A 16,173-nucleotide genomic window follows, 5' to 3' on the forward strand; every position below is an offset into this window, starting at 1 on the left:
GCCCGAAGGAGGACGCATCATGACCATGGCAGCATCCATCGACGCCCGGCCCGGCGTCGCCGCCGCGATCCTGGCCGGCTATCCGCGCAGCGACGGGCGCAAGGGCATCCGCAATATCGTCGCGGTGGCCTATCTGGTCGAGTGCGCGCATCACGTCGCGCGGGAGATCGTCGCGAGCTTCCGCGCGCCGCCGCGCGCGACGGAGACGCCCGAATGCGCCGCGCCGCCCGTGCACCTGATCGGTTTTCCGGGCTGCTATCCGAACGCCTATGCGGAGAAGATGCTCGCGCGGCTCGCGACCCATCCGAACGTCGGCGCGGTGCTGTTCGTGTCGCTCGGCTGCGAGAGCATGAACAAGCACTATCTGGTCGACGCGGTGCGCGCGAGCGGCCGGCCGACCGCGGTGCTGACGATCCAGGAGGCGGGCGGCACGCTGGGCACGATCGACGCGGGCGTCGCCTGGGTGCGCGATGCGCGCGCGCGGCTCGCCGCGCAGCGCAAGGCGCCGATGACGCTCGACGAACTGGTGGTCGGCACCATCTGCGGCGGCTCGGACGGCACGAGCGGGATCACCGCGAACCCGGCCGTCGGCCGCGCGTTCGATCTGCTGATCGCGCAGGGCGCGACCTGCCTGTTCGAGGAGACGGGCGAGCTGGTCGGCTGCGAGCCGCACATGGCGCAGCGCGCCGCGCGTCCCGAGCTGGGGCGCGAGATCGTCGGGGCGGTGCGCAAGGCCGAGCGCTATTACGCCGCCCTCGGCCACGGCAGCTTCGCGGTCGGCAACGCCGACGGCGGCCTCACGACCCAGGAGGAGAAGTCGCTCGGCGCGTATGCGAAGAGCGGCGCGTCGCCGATCGTCGGCCTCGTGAAACCCGGCGACCTGCCGCCGACCTCGGGGCTGTATCTGCTCGACGTCGTGCCGGACGGCGAACCGCGCTTCGGCTTTCCGAATATCAGCGACAATGCCGAGATCGCCGAACTGATCGCGTGCGGCGCGCACGTGATCCTGTTCACGACGGGGCGCGGCTCGGTGGTGGGTTCGGCGCTCGCGCCGGTGATCAAGGTGTGTGCGAATCCCGCCACCTTCCGCAAGCTCGCGGGCGACATGGATATCGACGCGGGCCGCATCCTCGACGGGCGCGCGACGCTCGACGAAGTCGGCCGCGAGGTGTTCGCGAAGACGCTCGCGGTCGCGAGCGGCGGCGCATCGAAATCGGAAGCGCTCGGTCATCAGGAGTTCATCTTGACGTACAAGGCATTCGAACCGATCGGCCCGGCCTGCCTGCCGGCCGGCGTCTCGCGGGGGCCGCGCGCATGACGGCGGCGGATGCGCGGCCGTCGCCGCGCGCCTCGGCCGCGCTCGGCCCGCGCCGCCCGGTGGGCGCGTGCGGCCTGACGCTGACGGCGCTCGGCCTCGGCACCGCGCCGCTCGGCGGCCTGTACCGCGACCTGTCGGACGCCGACGCGCAGGCCACCGTCGACGCCGCCTGGCAGGCCGGCATCCGCTATTTCGATACCGCGCCGCACTACGGCCACACGCGCGCCGAGCATCGGCTCGGCGCCGCGCTGCGCGCGTATCCGCGCGCCGACTACGTGCTGTCGACCAAGGCGGGGCGTCGCTACGTGCCGCGCACGACGCCCTACGACGGCAGCGAGGGCTGGCGGCAGCCGCTGCCGTTCGAGGCGGTGTACGACTACAGCCATGACGGCATCCTGCGCGCGTTCGAGGACAGCCAGCAGCGGCTCGGCATGCCCGGGATCGACATCCTGCTCGTGCACGATATCGGCCGTCTCACGCATCGCGACCGGCACGCGCACTACTGGGCGCAGCTGACGACGGGCGGCGGCTTTCGCGCGCTCGACGCGTTGCGCGCGTCGGGCGCGGTGAAGGCGGTCGGCCTGGGCGTGAACGAAAGCGCGGTGATTCTCGATGCGCTCGCCGAGTTCGACATCGACTGCGCGCTGCTCGCGGGCCGCTACACGCTGCTCGAACAGGGGCCGCTCGCCGACCTGCTGCCGGCCTGCGCGCAGCGCGGCGTGGCGCTCCTGCTCGGCGGCGCGTTCAATTCGGGCATTCTCGCGCGCGGCGTGAAGGGCGACCTCAAGTACGACTACGGCGCGGCGCCTGCCGCGGTGATCGAACGGGTCGCGCGGATCGAGACGGTGTGCGACGCCTACGGCGTGCCGCTCGCCGCCGCCGCGCTGCGCTTTCCGTATGCGCATCCGGCGGTCGCGACGGTGCTGACGGGCGCGGCGTCGGCGCACGAGGTGCGCGAGAACGTCGAGGCGTTCGCGACGCCGATCCCGCCCGCGTTCTGGGACGCGCTGCGCGACGCGGGGCTGCTCGATCCCGCCGCGCCGACGCCGCGCGCATGAGCATGAACGCGACGGCGCGCTCGATCGACGCGCACCAGCATTACTGGGACCCCGCGCGCGGCGACTACGGCTGGCTCACGCCCGCGCTCGCGCCGCTGTACCGGCCGTATGGGCCCGCCGACCTCGCGCCGCTTCGCGCGGCGGCCGGCGTGACCCGCACGGTCGCGGTGCAGGCCGCGCCGACGCTCGCCGAAACCCACCGGCTGCTCGCGCTGGCGCGCGCCGACGCATCGCTCGCGGGCGTGGTCGGCTGGGCGCCGCTGCGCGCGCCCGACGCGCCCGGCATCATCGCCGCGCTGGCTTGCGCGCCGTGCTTCAAGGGCGTGCGGCCGATGCTGCAGGATCTGCCGGACGACGCATGGATCGCCGATCCGGCGCTCGCGCCCGCGATCGACGCGCTGCTCGCGCACGACCTCGCGTTCGACGCGCTCGTGCAGCCGCGCCACCTCGCGCCGCTCGTCGTGTTCGCGCGGCGCTTTCCGCGCTTGCGGATCGTGGTCGACCACGGTGCGAAGCCGCCGATCCGCGCGGGGCGCGAGGCGTGGCAGCCGTGGGCGGACGGCATCGCGCAGCTCGCCGCGCTGCCCAACGTGTGGTGCAAACTATCGGGGCTCGCGACCGAGGCCGCGCCGGGCTGGTCGGACGCGACGCTCGCGCCCTACGTCGCGCATCTGGTGGCGTGCTTCGGCGCGACGCGGCTGATGTGGGGCAGCGACTGGCCGGTGCTGAACCTGAACGGCGATTACGCGGGCTGGCGCGCGAGCGCGTCGCGCCTGACCGACGTGCTGGGCGGCGCGGCGCAGGACGCGATCTTCGGCGGCAGCGCCGCGGCTTTCTATCGGCTGACAGCGGCCGAGGCGGACGCGCCCGCGCAGTGAATGCTCCAATACTCGTTATGTCGTTGCTGTCATTTCATCGGGAGTCGCAGATGGTAAAAAGACTGGCAGGCAAGCTCGCGCTCGTGACCGCCGCCGCGCAGGGCATCGGCCGCGCGACGGCGGAGCGGTTCGCGCACGAGGGCGCGCGCGTGATCGCCACGGATCTGCGCATCGACGCGCTGCGCGATGCGCCGTTCGAGTCGCGTCCGCTCGACGTGCGCGACGGCGCGGCGATCGACGCGCTCGCGCGTGAGCTGGGCGCGCTCGACGTGCTGTTCAACTGCGCGGGCTTCGTGCACGCGGGCACGGTGCTCGAGGCGAGCGAGGCGGATTGGGATTACGCGTTCGACCTGAACGTGAAGTCGATGTATCGGACCATCCGCGCGTTCCTGCCGGCGATGCTGGAGCGCGGGCGCGGCTCGATCATCAACATGGCGTCGGCGGCGTCGAGCGTGAAGGGGGTGCCGAACCGATGCGCGTACGGCGCGTCGAAGGCGGCGGTGATCGGGCTCACGAAGGCGGTCGCGGCGGATTTCGTCACGCACGGGATCCGCTGCAATGCGATCTGCCCGGGCACGGTCGAATCGCCGTCGCTCGATGCGCGCATCGTCGAGCAGGCGCATGCGCAGCATGCGACCGTCGACGCGGTGCGCGCCGCGTTCGTCGCGCGCCAGCCGATGGGCCGCATCGGCACCGCCGACGAGATCGCGGCGCTCGCGCTGTATCTCGCGTCGGACGAATCCGCATTCACGACCGGGCACGCGCACGTGATCGACGGCGGCTGGTCCAACTGATGCCGGCGGCGGGGCCGCCGGCGCTGCAATCCCTGGAGGGAACACGTCATGAAGTTGCTGCGTTACGGCCCGGTGGGCCAGGAGAAGCCGGGCATCCTCGACGCGCAGGGCGCGCTTCGCGACCTGTCGGCGCGGGTGTCCGACATCGCGGGCGAGGCGCTGACCGACGCGGGCCTCGCGCGGCTGCGCGCGATCGATCCGGCGACGCTGCCGCGCGTGCCGGGCGAGCCGCGCATCGGGCCGTGCGTGGGCGCGATCGGCAAGTTCGTCTGCATCGGGCTGAACTACGCGGATCACGCGGCCGAGGCCGGGCTGCCGGTGCCGACCGAGCCCGTGGTGTTCGCGAAGTGGACGAGCGCCGTGTGCGGGCCGAACGACGGCATCGAGATTCCGAAGGGTTCGCTCAAGACCGACTGGGAAGTGGAGCTGGGCGTCGTGATCGGCAAGGCCTGCAAGGACGTCGACGAGGCGCATGCGCTTGAGCACGTGGCCGGCTATTGCGTGGTCAACGACGTGTCGGAGCGCGAGTGGCAGCTGGAGCGCGGCAGCCAGTGGGACAAGGGCAAGGGTTTCGACACCTTCGGGCCGATCGGGCCGTGGCTCGTCACGCGCGACGAGATCGCCGATCCGCAGCAGCTGGATCTGTGGCTCGACGTGGACGGGCATCGCTTCCAGAACGGCAATACCCGCACGATGGTGTTCACGGTCGCGCAACTGATCGCGTATCTGTCGCGCTGCATGAGCCTGCAGCCCGGCGACGTGATCTCGACCGGCACGCCGCCGGGCGTCGGGATGGGCGTGAAGCCCGCGCCGGTGTATCTGAAGGCGGGCCAGACGCTGCGTCTCGGGGTCGCCGGGCTGGGCGAGCAGTTCCAGCGCACGCGCGCGGCGCGGTAGAGGCCGGGCGGCCGCGCGGCATCGGCATGACGCAGCCGAGGCCGGGCGGCCGCTTGCGCCGTCGCCGCGAACGCGCGGCGGCATGCGCCGTCGGGCGGGACGATCAGCGCGTCGCTTCCGCCGCCGCATGCTCGGCCGGCTTGCCGCCGCGCGTCAGGTAGCCGTAGCGGCGCGCGAATTCCCACTCGTAGCGGCGGCCGCTCGCATCGACGCCGTCATCCCAGTTGGCCGACCAGGTCATGAGCCCCCGGATCGGGTGGCCCGCCTTGTCCAGTCGCGCCAGTGCGCGGATCGCATGCTGCGCATCGATCACATAGCCCGTGGCGGCGGCGTTGGCGTTGCTCGGCAGGCCGATCGCGAATTTATCGGATGGAATCCGCGTGAAGTTGCGCGTACCGGTCACGAGGCTGTCGGTCAGGTAGTACAGGAAATCCTCTCGCGTCGCGTCGTTGCTGCACGCGAGCCAGCCGACGTTGTCGACCCAGACGCCGTCGCCCCCCTGGTTGTAGTATTGCGGCGCGATGAAGTCGTAATAGCCTTCGAGCGCCGTGATGTACGGCACGTAGCGGCCGCCGACGTTCAGATACGGAAATTCCGGCGCCATCGAGATGATGAAGTGCTGGCCTTCCTTGGCGTAGTGGTCCTTGACCGAGCGCAGCGCGGCCGGGATCACCGTCGCGTTGTCGGCGGAGGTGATCGCCGACTGTTCGAGATCGATGTCGAGCCCGTCGAAGCCGTAGGTCTCGACGAGGCGGATGATTTCGTACGCGAGCGCGTCTTCCTGTCCGGCGTGCAGTTCGATGTGCGCATCGGCGCCGCCGAGCGAGATCAGCACGGCGCGCCCCTGTGCGTTGAGCGCGCCGACCTGCGCGCGGAACTCGGCGTCCGAGCCTGTGTAGGGCTTGAAGGTCGGCACGCCGCTGCCTTTCATGAAGGCGACCGCGATCACGTTATAGGCGTCGTCGATCCTGGTCAGCGCCATGTCGGCGAATGCGCCGCCCTGGTAGCCTTGGCCGGGGCTGCTCGCCCAGTTTTGCCAGTAGCCCACCAGGAGGTTCTTGCCGGCCAGGCTCGGCATCTGCGAGGCGTCGTCCGGGGTGAGGTTCTTGAGTTGGCGAAGTATTTGCGGATCCAGCATGGGAATCTCCTAGAGGTGCGCAACACCGTGAGTCAGTACGCGATCCGGCGGCTTCGCGCCGGCGCTGAAGGCCGCGCATCGCGCGGACGCAGTGCCCGCGGCATCCGGACAGCACGAATCGCCCGTCAATGGATTCGAATGCCGGGCGACGGGTTGGGAGTGGCTGTGTTCGTCCCGCCGAAGAGGACGCGGCGACGCCCGGGCTGTGACGCATGGGCGCGAATGCGTGTCGATGGGCGCGCGGCGGCGTGAGGGTCTGGTTGATCGAAACGGCAGTGCGGTTCCGGCCCGTCCAAACCAGTCTCGAGTCGTGCGGAACCGAACAATCGACCGCGGCGTTCACCGGGGCGCTACGCGGCCTTCGCCGATGCCTGGCCCGATGGCGAATTTGCGCAACCGATCGTTGCCCAATTGCCCCGGGGCATGACGTCAGCCGTCTCGATACCGTCAAGGCATTCGAGGCGTGTGCGTGGAGCACGCGGCAGGCCATCGAACCCGACAACGGCTCGTTTGGACATCAAGGCCGCTTTGCCGGTCAACCCAAGGACGACATGCACATGCCGATCGACATCATCATCGCAAGCGAAGCGGACCAGCCGCGGCTGAGAAACTGGCTGTCGGCCTACCTGCGCGAGCTTGGCGCGGACGAGGACTATCCGTACTTCGACGCCTACTGGCAGGCAGGCGAGCCGCGCTGGCCCTATCTCATCCGCGACGCGGGCGAACCGATCGGGTTCGCCTTCGTGCGCGCGCCGGGCGACGCAGGCGTGGATTTCTCGATGGCGGAGTTCTACATCGTGCGCGCGGCGCGGCGCGGCGCGCGGGTTGCGGCGTAGCGGCCGCGCTCGCGTTGTTTCGCGCGCATCCGGGGCGGTGGGAGATCGCCGTCATGCGCGACAACGCGCCCGCCCGGCGATTCTGGCCGAAGGCGATCGCGGCGGCGCGCGCGTCGGCGATCCGCGAAGTCGGGACGGCGGACGGCACGGCCTGTCTCTGGCGGATCGAATCGACGCCCGACGCGGATGCGCCGCCCATGAAACAAGGGGGCCGCGCGGCCCCCTCGTCATGCGTGATGCGCGCTGCGCGTCAGCGTGCCGCGAGCGCCTGATCCAGATCCGCGAGCAGGTCGTCGATATGCTCGATCCCGATCGACAGCCGAACCGTTTCCTCGCGCACGCCGGCCTTCGCGAGTTCGTCCGGCGACAGCTGCCGGTGCGTGGTCGACGCGGGGTGGGTCGCGAGCGATTTCGCGTCGCCGATGTTGACGAGCCGCGTGAACAGCTTCAGCGCATCCTGGAACGCCGCGCCGCCCGTGCGGCCGCCCTTCACGCCGAAGGTCAGGATGCCGGGGCCGCGACCCGACAGGTAGCGCTTCACGAGCGCGTGGTCGGGATGGTCGGGCAGCCCCGAGTAGTTGACCCATTCCACCTTCTCGTGCCGCGCGAGATGCTGCGCGACCTTCAGCGCGTTCTCGCTGATCCGGTCGAGGCGCAGCGCGAGCGTCTCGATGCCTTGCAGGATCTGGAACGCGTTGAACGGCGAGATCGCCGCGCCGGTGTTGCGCAGCGGCACGACGCGCGCGCGGCCGATGTACGCGGCCGGGCCGAACGCCTCGGTGTACACGACGCCGTGATAGCTGACGTCGGGCTGGTTGAGCCGCTTGAAGCGATCAGCGTGCTCGCTCCACGGGAACCTGCCGGAATCGACGATCGCGCCGCCGAGGCTCGTGCCGTGGCCGCCGAGATACTTGGTCAGCGAGTGCACGACGATGTCCGCGCCATGCTCGAACGGCCGCAGCAGGTAGGGCGAGGGCACCGTGTTGTCGACGATCAGCGGTATCCCGTGGCGATGCGCGATGTCCGCGAGCGCGGCGATGTCGGTGATGTTGCCGAGCGGATTGCCGACCGATTCCGCGAAGATCGCCTTGGTGCGCGCGTCGATCAGCGCCTCGAACGAGGCCGGGTCGCGCGGGTCCGCGAAGCGCGTGGTGATGCCGTACTGCGGCAGCGTATGCGCGAGCAGGTTGTAGGTGCCGCCGTACAGCGTGCTCGACGAGACGATGTTGTCGCCGGCCTCGGCGATCGTCAGGATCGAATAGGTGACGGCCGCCTGGCCCGAGGCGAGCGCGAGCGCGCCCACGCCGCCCTCGAGCGCGGCGACGCGCTGTTCGAGCACGTCCTGGGTCGGATTCATGATCCGCGAATAGATGTTGCCCTGCACCTTCAGGTCGAACAGGTCGGCGCCGTGCTGGGTGTCGTCGAACGCGAACGCGACGGTCTGGTAGATCGGCACGGCGACCGCGCGCGTGGTCGGGTCGGGACTGTAGCCGCCGTGGACGGCAATCGTTTCGAGGCGCCACTCGGGGGCGGTCGTGTCGGTCATCGCTGCGCTCCTGTCTCCGTGTTGGGGTCGACCGATTATAGGAGTGCGGCGCGAGGCGCCTTAGCTTGTTTGGTGACTAGCTTATGCCGCGTGCGCATGGATTTCGAGTCAACGTCGCTCTCTGTTTACAACGATGCAACGATCGATGCGCGCGGACGCGGGCGAACCCGGATTCGGATCTATTGTCATCGGCGAAGCGCGGCGATATATATAGCCGATCCTGGTTGTTCGGCGGTCCGGAAACCGGGAAACGGACGGCGTGCACCGTCACGATACGAACCCGGCGGCGCGGCGCGCCGACCGGGCGCGGCGCGGAGACCTGAGGGACACGGAAATCATGGACGCATTTCCAGCGGAATTTGCCGACCTGCTGAACCGGCGCGGGCGCCGCCTGCTCGAACGCGGGCCCGACTCGCGGGCGGGCGGCCCCGCGCCGCGGCTCGATTTCTTCACCGACCTGATCGATCCCGCCGTCGCGGCGCGCTGCCATGCGCTGCTCGACACCCATCTGCGCCGCCACGTGAAGCCGCTGGTCAAGGCGATTCCATCCGACAGCATCTGGGGCATGACGCGCGACTACAGCGAGACGCTCGGCAAGGCGATGCGGCAGAAGACGATCTATTTCACGTCGGCGCGCACCGAGGCGTACCGGCAGGCGCAGCGGATCGGACTGATCGCGATGCTGCGCTCCGCGTCGCTCGCCGCGTTCGCCGAGGCGGCCACCGGGTTCCGGCTGGAGCGCGGCAACGGCGTGCAGGCCACGCTGTACGAACACGGCGACTACGTCGGGCCGCACAACGATCACCACCCGGAGGAGGCGCACCTGCGCGACGGCTATGTCGACGTGCACCTGTCGTTCGTCAACGCGTCGGTCGGATCGCAGCTGCTGATCTGCGAAAGCGCCGACGGTCATCTGAACGTGCCGTTCGATGCGACCTGCAACGGCAGCATCGCGGTGTACCGGCTGCCGTTCTGGCATCAGGCGACGCCGATGCAAGGCAAGCGGCGGCGCGAGCGCGACGCGCGGCGCTGGCTGCTGATGGCGTCGTATTGCGTGGAAGCGTGAGGGGCGGCCGGCCGTGTCGAGATCCGGCGCGCGCCGCGCCGATACCGTGGTGCCGGCCGCGCGCGCCGCATGGCCTCCTGCGTGGCACGCGGCCGCCCGCCCGGCCGGATCGCGCGGATGCCGGGCGTTTCCGGGCTGTCGCGCGCGTGTCGCGAGTGGATCGCCTGCACGCCGTCGAAACGTCGCGCGGGTGCGCGGGGAATCCGCCGTCTCGGGCGCCGAGCCTATCCGCGCTCAGGCCGCCGTGGTCAGCGCCGTCGCCAGCCGGTGCGAGGCGATCGCATGCGCCTCGTCGAGCGTCGCGACGACCCGATAGGGCACGCCCGACGCATGCATCGCCGCGCGGCAACGCGTGATCGCGGCGGCGCGCCGCGCCGCATTGAACTCCACGAAGATCCGCACCTTGCAGAGCGGTTGCAGCGCCTCCTGGCGCTGGCCCAGCCAACGCGCGCGCCGTTGGCGTTCGTCTTCGCCTTCGTCGAGCGGCGTGCCGTGATGGATCACCGCGAACGGCAGGGCCTGCGCGATCAGCAGATCCATCTCGGTTTCCCACTGCGGCGCGAAGCCGGGCGGGAGCGCATCCAGCCGCACGCTGACGAGCGGAAAGCGGCTGATGTCGTGCACCACGAAGGCGGCGGAATCGAGGGCCATCGTCGTGTCGCTCAGTGGGTGGGGGGCGAGGCGGGCCGCGCGTCGGCGAACGTCGCGTTCTTGGCCGACAACTGCGTGATCAGGCCGTCGATGCCGTCGCGCCGGATCGTCTCGCTGAACTGCTGCCGATACACCTGCACGAGCCACACGCCGAGCAGGTTCAGATCGTAGACGCGCCAGCCGGCCTGCGTGCGATACAGCCGATAGTCGATCTCGACGGGCTGGCCGTTGTACATCGCGATGGTGCGGACCACGCAGTCGTCGGCGGTCGCGCTCACGTTGGACGGCGGGTACTGGAATTGCAGGCTCGGCGTCAGGAGGCCGAGCGCGCCCGAGTAGGTGTGGACCAGCAGCTGCGTGAACTCGCGGATCAGCGCGGCCTGCTGCGCCGGTGCCGCCGTGCGCCAGTGCTGGCCCATCACGAGCCGCGTGGTGCGCGGCAGGTCGGTGTACGGCAGGATGTCGCGATTGACGATCTCCATGATCCGCGCGGTGTCGGTCGGATCGATCGCGCGCGCGGCGACCTCGCTCTGCACCTGGGTCGTGATCGTCTGGATCAGCGCGGCCGGCGCGGATTGATCGTCGATGCGCACGGCGGCCTGCGGATCGGCGGCGCGGGCCCCGACGCTCAGGGTCAGTCCGCCGAAAGCGACGAGCGCGACGAGCGCGTGGGCGAGGCGGTGGCGCGGGGTCGGTTTCATCGGCGTTCCGAGGGTCGGGTGGGGGGCGTGCACGCCGGCCGGCAGCGCGCGCTCAATACTTGCATTCATCAGTCGACGCATCGGTGTCCTGGGGGCCGTGGTTCCGGCGGGCCGGCCTGCCGGGACGGTGCAGCCTGCGCATGGCCGTGCGGCCGATTGTACGCGGATCCCGCCCCGGGCGTCGGCGGCGCGGCTTCAGCCGGTGATCAGCGTCACGCCCCGCGCGCGCAGCGCCGGCACGACTTCGTCGGCGAACCACGGGTGACGCTTGAACCAGGCCTGGTTGCGCGGCGAAGGGTGAGGGAGGGGCAGGCATGCGGGGCCGAGGGTGGACCAGGCGCGGACGGTGCCGGTGACCGACTTCGCCTGCTCGGGGGCGAGGAAATGGCGCTGGGCGTATTGGCCGATCAGGAGCGTCAGTTCGATCGCGGGCAGTTCGCGCAGGAGCCGCGCCATCCAGAGCGGCGCGCATTCGGGGCGCGGCGGCAGGTCGCCGCTTGGTCCGCGCCCCGGATAGCAGAAGCCCATCGGGACGAGCGCGAAGCGCGTTTCGTCGTAGAAGGTGTCCCGGTCGACGCCGAGCCAGCGGCGCAGCCGCTCGCCGCTCGCATCGTCCCACGGGACCCCGGACGCGTGCACGCGCGCCCCCGGCGCCTGGCCGACGATCAGGATCCGCGCGCGCGGATGCGCGCGCACCACGGGGCGCGGGCCGTGCGGCAGGGACGGCGCGCAGACGGTGCAGGCGCGGATCTCGGTGAGGAGGGCGGCGAGGGAGGCGGGGCTCAAACCGATGCGCTTCTCATGGGCTGATGGGCGGGAAGCGCCATTATCGGCCATGCGAGGGGCATGTGGCCCGGCAGCGCCGCCGTGCGAGCGGCGAGGCTCATTGCCGCGCCACACCGGATTCGCGGGAACCCGCCCCGCTCATGCCTCGACCCTCACTCCCGCTTGCGCGGCCGCCTCGTGATACAACGCGGTCTGCGCGACCCCCGCCGCGATCGCGGCGTCATCGCCCCCGCCCGCCAGCATCCCCCAGCGCCGATACTGCGCGAGGAACCAGCGCCCGTCCGCCGCGCGCGGCGGATTGACCGCGCCGCCGTCGAAGAACATCAGCGGCCGGGGCGGCCGCGCATACGGCCCCGGCCCCCAGTCGCCGAGCAGGCGCGGGGCGATGTGCTCGCGCGGCACGCCGATCACGCCCGGCTCCGCGAGCCAGTCCGCCGCCTCGCGCCGGTGCGCATCGTCGTCGAGCCAGCGGCATGCATCGAGCACGGTGCGGATCAATGCGCGCGCCGTGTTCGGATACAGCGCGACAAATTCGCGCCGGCACGCGAGCGCCTTCTCGGGATGATCGGGCCATACTTCGCTCGTCGCCGCGACGGTGCGGCCCGCGCCGTGCGCCTCGGCCACCGCGTTCCACGGCTCGCCCACGCAGAAGCCGTCGATCTCGCCGTCCGCGAGCGCGGCGGCCATGCCCGGCGGCGGAATCACGATGCTGCGGATCTCCTCCAGCGGCCGCACGCCGTGATCGGCGAGCCAGTGATACAGCCACATCGCATGGGTGCCGGTCGGGAAGGTCTGCGCGAACACCGGCTTGCGTCGCAGCGACGCGAGCGCGGCCGGCAGGCTGCCGCTCGCGCGATAGGCCGCGGCGAGCCGGTTCGACAGCGTGATCGCCTGCCCGTTGCGGTTCAGCACCATCAGCGCGGCCATTTCGGCGCGCGGTCCGCCGAGCCCCAACTGCACGCCGTAGATGAGCCCGTACAGCGCGTGCGCGGCGTCGAGTTCACCGGACAGCAGCTTGTCGCGCACGGCCGCCCACGACGGCTGTCGGCACAGTTCGAGCGTGAGGCCGTGGCGCGCGCCGAGCGCGAGCTGCTCGGCGGCGACGAGCGGCGCGGCGTCGCTCAGCGCGACGAAGCCGACGCGGAGATGGGGTCGTTCGGGCGGCGCGAAAGTCGGGCGTGTCATGGTCGTGTGCGGGAGTCGTGAGTGTCGAGCAGCCGGCGGGCCGCGTCGACGATGCGGATGCCCTGGTCCATCGCGCTGCGGCGCAGGCACGCATAGGCCTCCTGTTCGGACAGCCGGCGGCGGTCCATCAGCGCGCGCTTCGCGCGATCGATCAGCTTGCGATCGGCCAGCTCGCGCTCGACTTCCGCGAGCCGTTGTCGCAGGTGCGCGTCGTGCGAGAAGCGCGCGAGCGCGACGTCGAGGATCGGCGCGAGCCGCGCGGCGGACAGGCCCTCCACGAGATACGCGCTGACCCCCGCGCCCACCGCCGAGCGGATCAGCTGCTGGTCGGCGTCGTGGCTGAACAGCAGCACCGGGCGCGGCGCGCGCGCATGCATCACGGCGAGCTGTTCGAGCGTGTCGCGCGACGGCGACTCGGTATCGATGATCACGACGTCGGGACGATCCTCCTCGATCGCGACGGCGAGCCGCGCGGGCGTCGCGACCTCGGGCAGCATCGCATAGCCGAGCCGCGCGAGCGCGTCGCGCAGGTCGCCGATCGGCTTGTCGGTGTCGGCGACGAGCAGCACGCTCAGCATGGCGACATCCGCCACGACCGGCCGGTCACGACGTGCGCCGCGCGCGTCATGCCGCGCACGGCACGCGGCCGGCGTCGCTGGTCGCGCAGGCGGGCTCGACGTGCGCGCCGGGCGCGTGCCGGACCTGCGCATCCGCTTCCCGCGCGCACGCGGCGAGCGCCGCGCCGACCAGGATCACCGCCGGACTGCCGAGCGCGGCCGCATCGGCGAGCTGCGCGAGCGCGCCGCGCCAGCATTGTTCGCCGGGCTGGCCGACGCCATGCGCGACCGCCGCCGGCGTGGCCGCGGGCAGCACGTCGAGCAGCGCATCGCGAATCCGCGCGAGGCGGCTCATGCCCATGTAGATCGCGAGCGTCGTGCCGCTCGCGGCGAGCCGCGCCCAGTCGGGCTCGCCGTCGTCGTGCCGGTGCGCGGTCACGAAGGTCACGCCCGCGCAATGGTCGCGATGCGTGAGCGAGACGCCGAGCGCCGCCGCCGCCGCGAAGCCCGACGAGATGCCGTTGACGATCGCGACCGGGATCCGCGCGGCGCGCAGCGCGGCCAGTTCCTCGCCCGCCCGGCCGAACAGCAGCGGATCGCCGCCTTTCACGCGCACCACGTGCGCGCCTTGCCGCGCGTAGCGGCGCATCAGCCGTTCGATGAAGGCCTGCGGCGTGGAGCGGCAGCCGCCGCGCTTGCCGACGCGGATCACGCGCGCGCGCGGCGCGAGCGCCGCCACGGCGGGATCGACGAGATCGTCGAGCAGCACCACGTCGGCGCTCGCGAGCGCGCGCGCCGCTTGCAGCGTCAGCAGGTCGGGGTGGCCGGGGCCCGCGCCCAGCAGGGTGACTTGACCGGTCGTCATGATTCGATGCTCCAGTGCCGCAGGCAGGCGGCGCGTGACGCGGCGCGCCGCTGCGCCGACGAAAAACGGCATCCGCCGCGCCGGGGCGCGAGGGGACGCCGTTGTCCTGTGACCCGGGGGCTGCCCGGGCGAACCGTCTGTACTCCGCACCGACGTCGTTGCCGATGACATGCGAGGTTCAGCAATATCCGGGCCATCACGGCCCGACGGCGCGCCTGGCCGCGCCGCGACGTGGATCGCCGACCGCGCGCCGATCTCGCCGCACGCGCGCGGTGCTGCGACGCACCAGCGCTGTGCGCCGCTGCGTCATCGCGTATCGCGCGGCCGTGCGCCCAGGCGGCGCGCCGCCGGCGGCCCGGGCCCGCCGGTCAAGGTCGACGAGCCGATGCGCGCAATCTGGCATATACCTTGCGTTGCAGCGAACGGACGAGTCAACGTCGATTCGTCCGGTATCCGGAATTTCGATCGGCCCGGCAACGGGCTTTTCCTGGGCAACGGCGTCCTTCGCACCTGGTCATCCGACCGGGTTCGCAGGACGCCGTTTTTGTTTGGTGGAAACGACATGCTCGACAAGGCAACCCGCATCGATCTGTTCAGCCTGCGCAGCGTCCCGATGCGCGCGTTTCATCTGACCTGGCTGGCTTTCTTCATCTGCTTCTTCGCGTGGTTCGCGTGCGCGCCGCTGATGCCGGTGATCGCGCGCGAGTTCGCGCTGACCCCGGACCAGATCGCCAACATCAACATCGCGGCGGTCGCGGCGACCATCGCCGTGCGGCTGCTCGTCGGTCCGCTCTGCGATCGCTACGGGCCGCGCCGCGTGTACACCGGCCTGCTGGCGATCGGCGCGCTGCCGGTGATCGCGGTCGCGTTCAGCCACGACTACACGAGCTTCCTGCTGTGCCGGCTCGGCATCGGCGCGGTCGGCGCGAGCTTCGTGATCACGCAGTACCACACCTCGGTGATGTTCGCGCCGAACGTCGTCGGCACCGCGAACGCGACCACCGCGGGCTGGGGCAATGCCGGCGCGGGCGCGGCGCAGGCGCTGGTGCCGCTGCTGTTCGCGGCCGCGCTGCTGCCGGGCTTCGGCGCGTCGTTCGCCTGGCGCTCGGCGCTGATCGTGCCGGGCCTCGCGATGCTCGGCATGGCGTGGCTCTACTGGCGCCATGCGCAGGACGGCCCGCAGGGCGACTTCGCGACGCTGCGCGCGCAGGGCGTCGCGATCGACAGCGGCAAGAAAGGTGGCTGGGCGAGCTTCACGTCCGCCTGCCGGAATTATCGCGTCTGGATGCTGTGCGTCACATACGGTGCGTGTTTCGGCGTCGAGGTGTTCATGCACAACATCGCGGCCCTCTACTATGTCAACCACTTCCACCTGTCGCTGCGCGACGCCGGGCTCGCGGCCGGAATGTTCGGCCTGCTCGCGCTGTTCGCGCGCGCGTTCGGCGGCTGGCTGTCGGATCGCACGGCCGCGCGCTTCGGCCTCGAGGTGCGCGCGCCGCTGCTCGCCGTGCTGATCGTCGGCGAAGGGCTCGGCCTGCTCGCCTTCGCGCACGCGGGCGGCGTCGCGCAAGCGCTCGCCGCGATGCTCGTGTTCGGCCTGTTCACGCACATGGCCTGCGGCGCGACCTATGCGCTCGTGCCGTTCGTCGACCGGCGCGCGCTCGGCGGGGTGGCAGGCATCGTCGGCGCGGGCGGCAACGCGGGCGCGGTCGCCGCCGGGTTCCTGCTCAAGGGCCTCGGCGACGTGCAGCAGACGCTCACGCTGCTCGGCATCTGCGTGAGCGTCACGGCGCTGTGCGCGCTCGTGGTGCGCTTCAGCGCCGAGCACCGGGCGCGCGAGGCCGAACTGCATGCGCACGCGTTGGCCGTCGGCGCCGGCTCCCGATAACCCATTGAG

The 16,173-nt window shown here is 71.4% G+C and carries 17 protein-coding genes; 9 read left to right on the forward strand and 8 right to left on the reverse strand.

Features of this window, described 5'->3' with window-relative positions; genetic code table 11:
• The first annotated feature begins 19 nt into the window (after positions 1-19).
• From AC1RQF_RS01610 to AC1RQF_RS01630, 5 genes are read left to right on the forward strand one after another with little or no spacing between them, the layout of a single operon-like run.
• Complete coding sequence (locus tag AC1RQF_RS01610; protein ID WP_492871151.1) at positions 20-1,318, forward strand: UxaA family hydrolase; 1,299 nt, start codon at positions 20-22, stop codon at positions 1,316-1,318.
• Positions 1,315-2,376, forward strand: a complete 1,062-nt coding sequence (locus tag AC1RQF_RS01615; protein WP_492871152.1) for an aldo/keto reductase — start codon at positions 1,315-1,317, stop codon at positions 2,374-2,376. The genes AC1RQF_RS01610 and AC1RQF_RS01615 overlap by 4 nt, the downstream gene beginning before the upstream one ends.
• Before the next feature lie 2 nt (positions 2,377-2,378).
• A complete protein-coding gene (locus AC1RQF_RS01620; protein WP_492871263.1) occupies positions 2,379-3,254 on the forward strand; it encodes an amidohydrolase family protein in 876 nt (291 codons plus the stop codon).
• Positions 3,255-3,304: 50 nt separating this feature from the next.
• Positions 3,305-4,048 carry an SDR family oxidoreductase gene (locus AC1RQF_RS01625; protein ID WP_273997303.1) on the forward strand — a complete coding sequence of 248 codons (744 nt, stop codon included), beginning with the start codon at positions 3,305-3,307 and terminating at the stop codon, positions 4,046-4,048.
• Positions 4,049-4,096: 48 nt separating this feature from the next.
• A complete protein-coding gene (locus AC1RQF_RS01630) occupies positions 4,097-4,945 on the forward strand; it encodes an ureidoglycolate lyase (protein ID WP_273997304.1) in 849 nt (282 codons plus the stop codon).
• Between the two features lie 103 nt (positions 4,946-5,048).
• Here AC1RQF_RS01630 and AC1RQF_RS01635 read toward each other — a convergent pair whose 3' ends face one another.
• Positions 5,049-6,083: a chitinase gene (locus AC1RQF_RS01635; RefSeq protein WP_492871153.1), complete on the reverse strand. Its 1,035-nt coding sequence runs from the start codon at positions 6,081-6,083 to the stop codon at positions 5,049-5,051.
• Positions 6,084-6,295: 212 nt separating this feature from the next.
• On the opposite strand from AC1RQF_RS01635, the gene AC1RQF_RS01640 reads away from it, so the two are divergent.
• Both AC1RQF_RS01640 and AC1RQF_RS01645 read left to right on the forward strand, forming a co-directional pair.
• Positions 6,296-6,919, forward strand: coding sequence for a hypothetical protein (locus AC1RQF_RS01640; protein WP_492871154.1), 624 nt, complete (start codon positions 6,296-6,298; stop codon positions 6,917-6,919).
• 53 nt (positions 6,920-6,972) lie between these two features.
• Entirely contained in the window at positions 6,973-7,191 is a 219-nt protein-coding gene (locus AC1RQF_RS01645) for a hypothetical protein (protein WP_492871155.1), read from the forward strand.
• Here the strand turns inward: AC1RQF_RS01645 and AC1RQF_RS01650 are convergent.
• A complete protein-coding gene (locus tag AC1RQF_RS01650) occupies positions 7,170-8,465 on the reverse strand; it encodes an O-acetylhomoserine aminocarboxypropyltransferase/cysteine synthase family protein (protein ID WP_273997307.1) in 1,296 nt (431 codons plus the stop codon). The two genes, AC1RQF_RS01645 and AC1RQF_RS01650, sit on opposite strands and share 22 nt — an antisense overlap.
• A 337-nt stretch (positions 8,466-8,802) precedes the next feature.
• Between AC1RQF_RS01650 and AC1RQF_RS01655 the strand changes: the two genes are divergently transcribed.
• Complete coding sequence (locus tag AC1RQF_RS01655) at positions 8,803-9,531, forward strand: hypothetical protein (protein WP_273997308.1); 729 nt, start codon at positions 8,803-8,805, stop codon at positions 9,529-9,531.
• 234 nt (positions 9,532-9,765) lie between these two features.
• Here the strand turns inward: AC1RQF_RS01655 and AC1RQF_RS01660 are convergent, their stop codons facing one another.
• The 6 genes from AC1RQF_RS01660 to cobA form a co-directional block, all read right to left on the reverse strand.
• Positions 9,766-10,182, reverse strand: a complete 417-nt coding sequence (locus AC1RQF_RS01660; RefSeq protein WP_273997309.1) for a hypothetical protein — start codon at positions 10,180-10,182, stop codon at positions 9,766-9,768.
• Positions 10,183-10,193: 11 nt separating this feature from the next.
• The gene (locus tag AC1RQF_RS01665; RefSeq protein ID WP_273997311.1) at positions 10,194-10,883 is read right to left on the reverse strand and encodes an MlaC/ttg2D family ABC transporter substrate-binding protein; all 690 of its coding nucleotides are present in this window, start codon (positions 10,881-10,883) and stop codon (positions 10,194-10,196) included.
• Between the two features lie 195 nt (positions 10,884-11,078).
• On the reverse strand, positions 11,079-11,720 hold the full coding sequence (locus AC1RQF_RS01670; protein WP_492871156.1) for a uracil-DNA glycosylase family protein: 642 nt from the start codon (positions 11,718-11,720) through the stop codon (positions 11,079-11,081).
• A gap of 87 nt (positions 11,721-11,807) precedes the next feature.
• Complete coding sequence (locus tag AC1RQF_RS01675) at positions 11,808-12,854, reverse strand: CmpA/NrtA family ABC transporter substrate-binding protein (protein WP_273997313.1); 1,047 nt, start codon at positions 12,852-12,854, stop codon at positions 11,808-11,810.
• Positions 12,851-13,432 carry an ANTAR domain-containing response regulator gene (locus tag AC1RQF_RS01680; RefSeq protein ID WP_273997314.1) on the reverse strand — a complete coding sequence of 194 codons (582 nt, stop codon included), beginning with the start codon at positions 13,430-13,432 and terminating at the stop codon, positions 12,851-12,853. The genes AC1RQF_RS01675 and AC1RQF_RS01680 overlap by 4 nt, the downstream gene beginning before the upstream one ends.
• Positions 13,433-13,478: 46 nt before the next feature.
• Positions 13,479-14,276: a uroporphyrinogen-III C-methyltransferase gene (cobA, locus tag AC1RQF_RS01685; protein ID WP_492871157.1), complete on the reverse strand. Its 798-nt coding sequence runs from the start codon at positions 14,274-14,276 to the stop codon at positions 13,479-13,481.
• A 562-nt stretch (positions 14,277-14,838) separates the two neighbouring features.
• On the opposite strand from cobA, the gene AC1RQF_RS01690 reads away from it, so the two are divergent.
• On the forward strand, positions 14,839-16,164 hold the full coding sequence (locus AC1RQF_RS01690; protein ID WP_273997316.1) for an MFS transporter: 1,326 nt from the start codon (positions 14,839-14,841) through the stop codon (positions 16,162-16,164).
• Positions 16,165-16,173 lie beyond the last annotated feature (9 nt).

The sequence above is a fragment of the Burkholderia sp. GW821-FHT14F03 genome, assembly GCF_058803765.1.

Bases quoted from the DNA above. Each gene is read 5' to 3' on its own strand.
- AC1RQF_RS01610 (WP_492871151.1), top strand. From the start codon at position 20: ATGACCATGGCAGCATCCATCGACGCCCGGCCCGGCGTCGCCGCCGCG.
- AC1RQF_RS01615 (WP_492871152.1), top strand. From the start codon at position 1,315: ATGACGGCGGCGGATGCGCGGCCGTCGCCGCGCGCCTCGGCCGCGCTC.
- AC1RQF_RS01620 (WP_492871263.1), top strand. From the start codon at position 2,379: ATGAACGCGACGGCGCGCTCGATCGACGCGCACCAGCATTACTGGGAC.
- AC1RQF_RS01625 (WP_273997303.1), top strand. From the start codon at position 3,305: ATGGTAAAAAGACTGGCAGGCAAGCTCGCGCTCGTGACCGCCGCCGCG.
- AC1RQF_RS01630 (WP_273997304.1), top strand. From the start codon at position 4,097: ATGAAGTTGCTGCGTTACGGCCCGGTGGGCCAGGAGAAGCCGGGCATC.
- AC1RQF_RS01635 (WP_492871153.1), bottom strand. From the start codon at position 6,083: ATGCTGGATCCGCAAATACTTCGCCAACTCAAGAACCTCACCCCGGAC.
- AC1RQF_RS01640 (WP_492871154.1), top strand. From the start codon at position 6,296: ATGGGCGCGAATGCGTGTCGATGGGCGCGCGGCGGCGTGAGGGTCTGG.
- AC1RQF_RS01645 (WP_492871155.1), top strand. From the start codon at position 6,973: ATGCGCGACAACGCGCCCGCCCGGCGATTCTGGCCGAAGGCGATCGCG.
- AC1RQF_RS01650 (WP_273997307.1), bottom strand. From the start codon at position 8,465: ATGACCGACACGACCGCCCCCGAGTGGCGCCTCGAAACGATTGCCGTC.
- AC1RQF_RS01655 (WP_273997308.1), top strand. From the start codon at position 8,803: ATGGACGCATTTCCAGCGGAATTTGCCGACCTGCTGAACCGGCGCGGG.
- AC1RQF_RS01660 (WP_273997309.1), bottom strand. From the start codon at position 10,182: ATGGCCCTCGATTCCGCCGCCTTCGTGGTGCACGACATCAGCCGCTTT.
- AC1RQF_RS01665 (WP_273997311.1), bottom strand. From the start codon at position 10,883: ATGAAACCGACCCCGCGCCACCGCCTCGCCCACGCGCTCGTCGCGCTC.
- AC1RQF_RS01670 (WP_492871156.1), bottom strand. From the start codon at position 11,720: ATGGCCGATAATGGCGCTTCCCGCCCATCAGCCCATGAGAAGCGCATC.
- AC1RQF_RS01675 (WP_273997313.1), bottom strand. From the start codon at position 12,854: ATGACACGCCCGACTTTCGCGCCGCCCGAACGACCCCATCTCCGCGTC.
- AC1RQF_RS01680 (WP_273997314.1), bottom strand. From the start codon at position 13,432: ATGCTGAGCGTGCTGCTCGTCGCCGACACCGACAAGCCGATCGGCGAC.
- cobA (WP_492871157.1), bottom strand. From the start codon at position 14,276: ATGACGACCGGTCAAGTCACCCTGCTGGGCGCGGGCCCCGGCCACCCC.
- AC1RQF_RS01690 (WP_273997316.1), top strand. From the start codon at position 14,839: ATGCTCGACAAGGCAACCCGCATCGATCTGTTCAGCCTGCGCAGCGTC.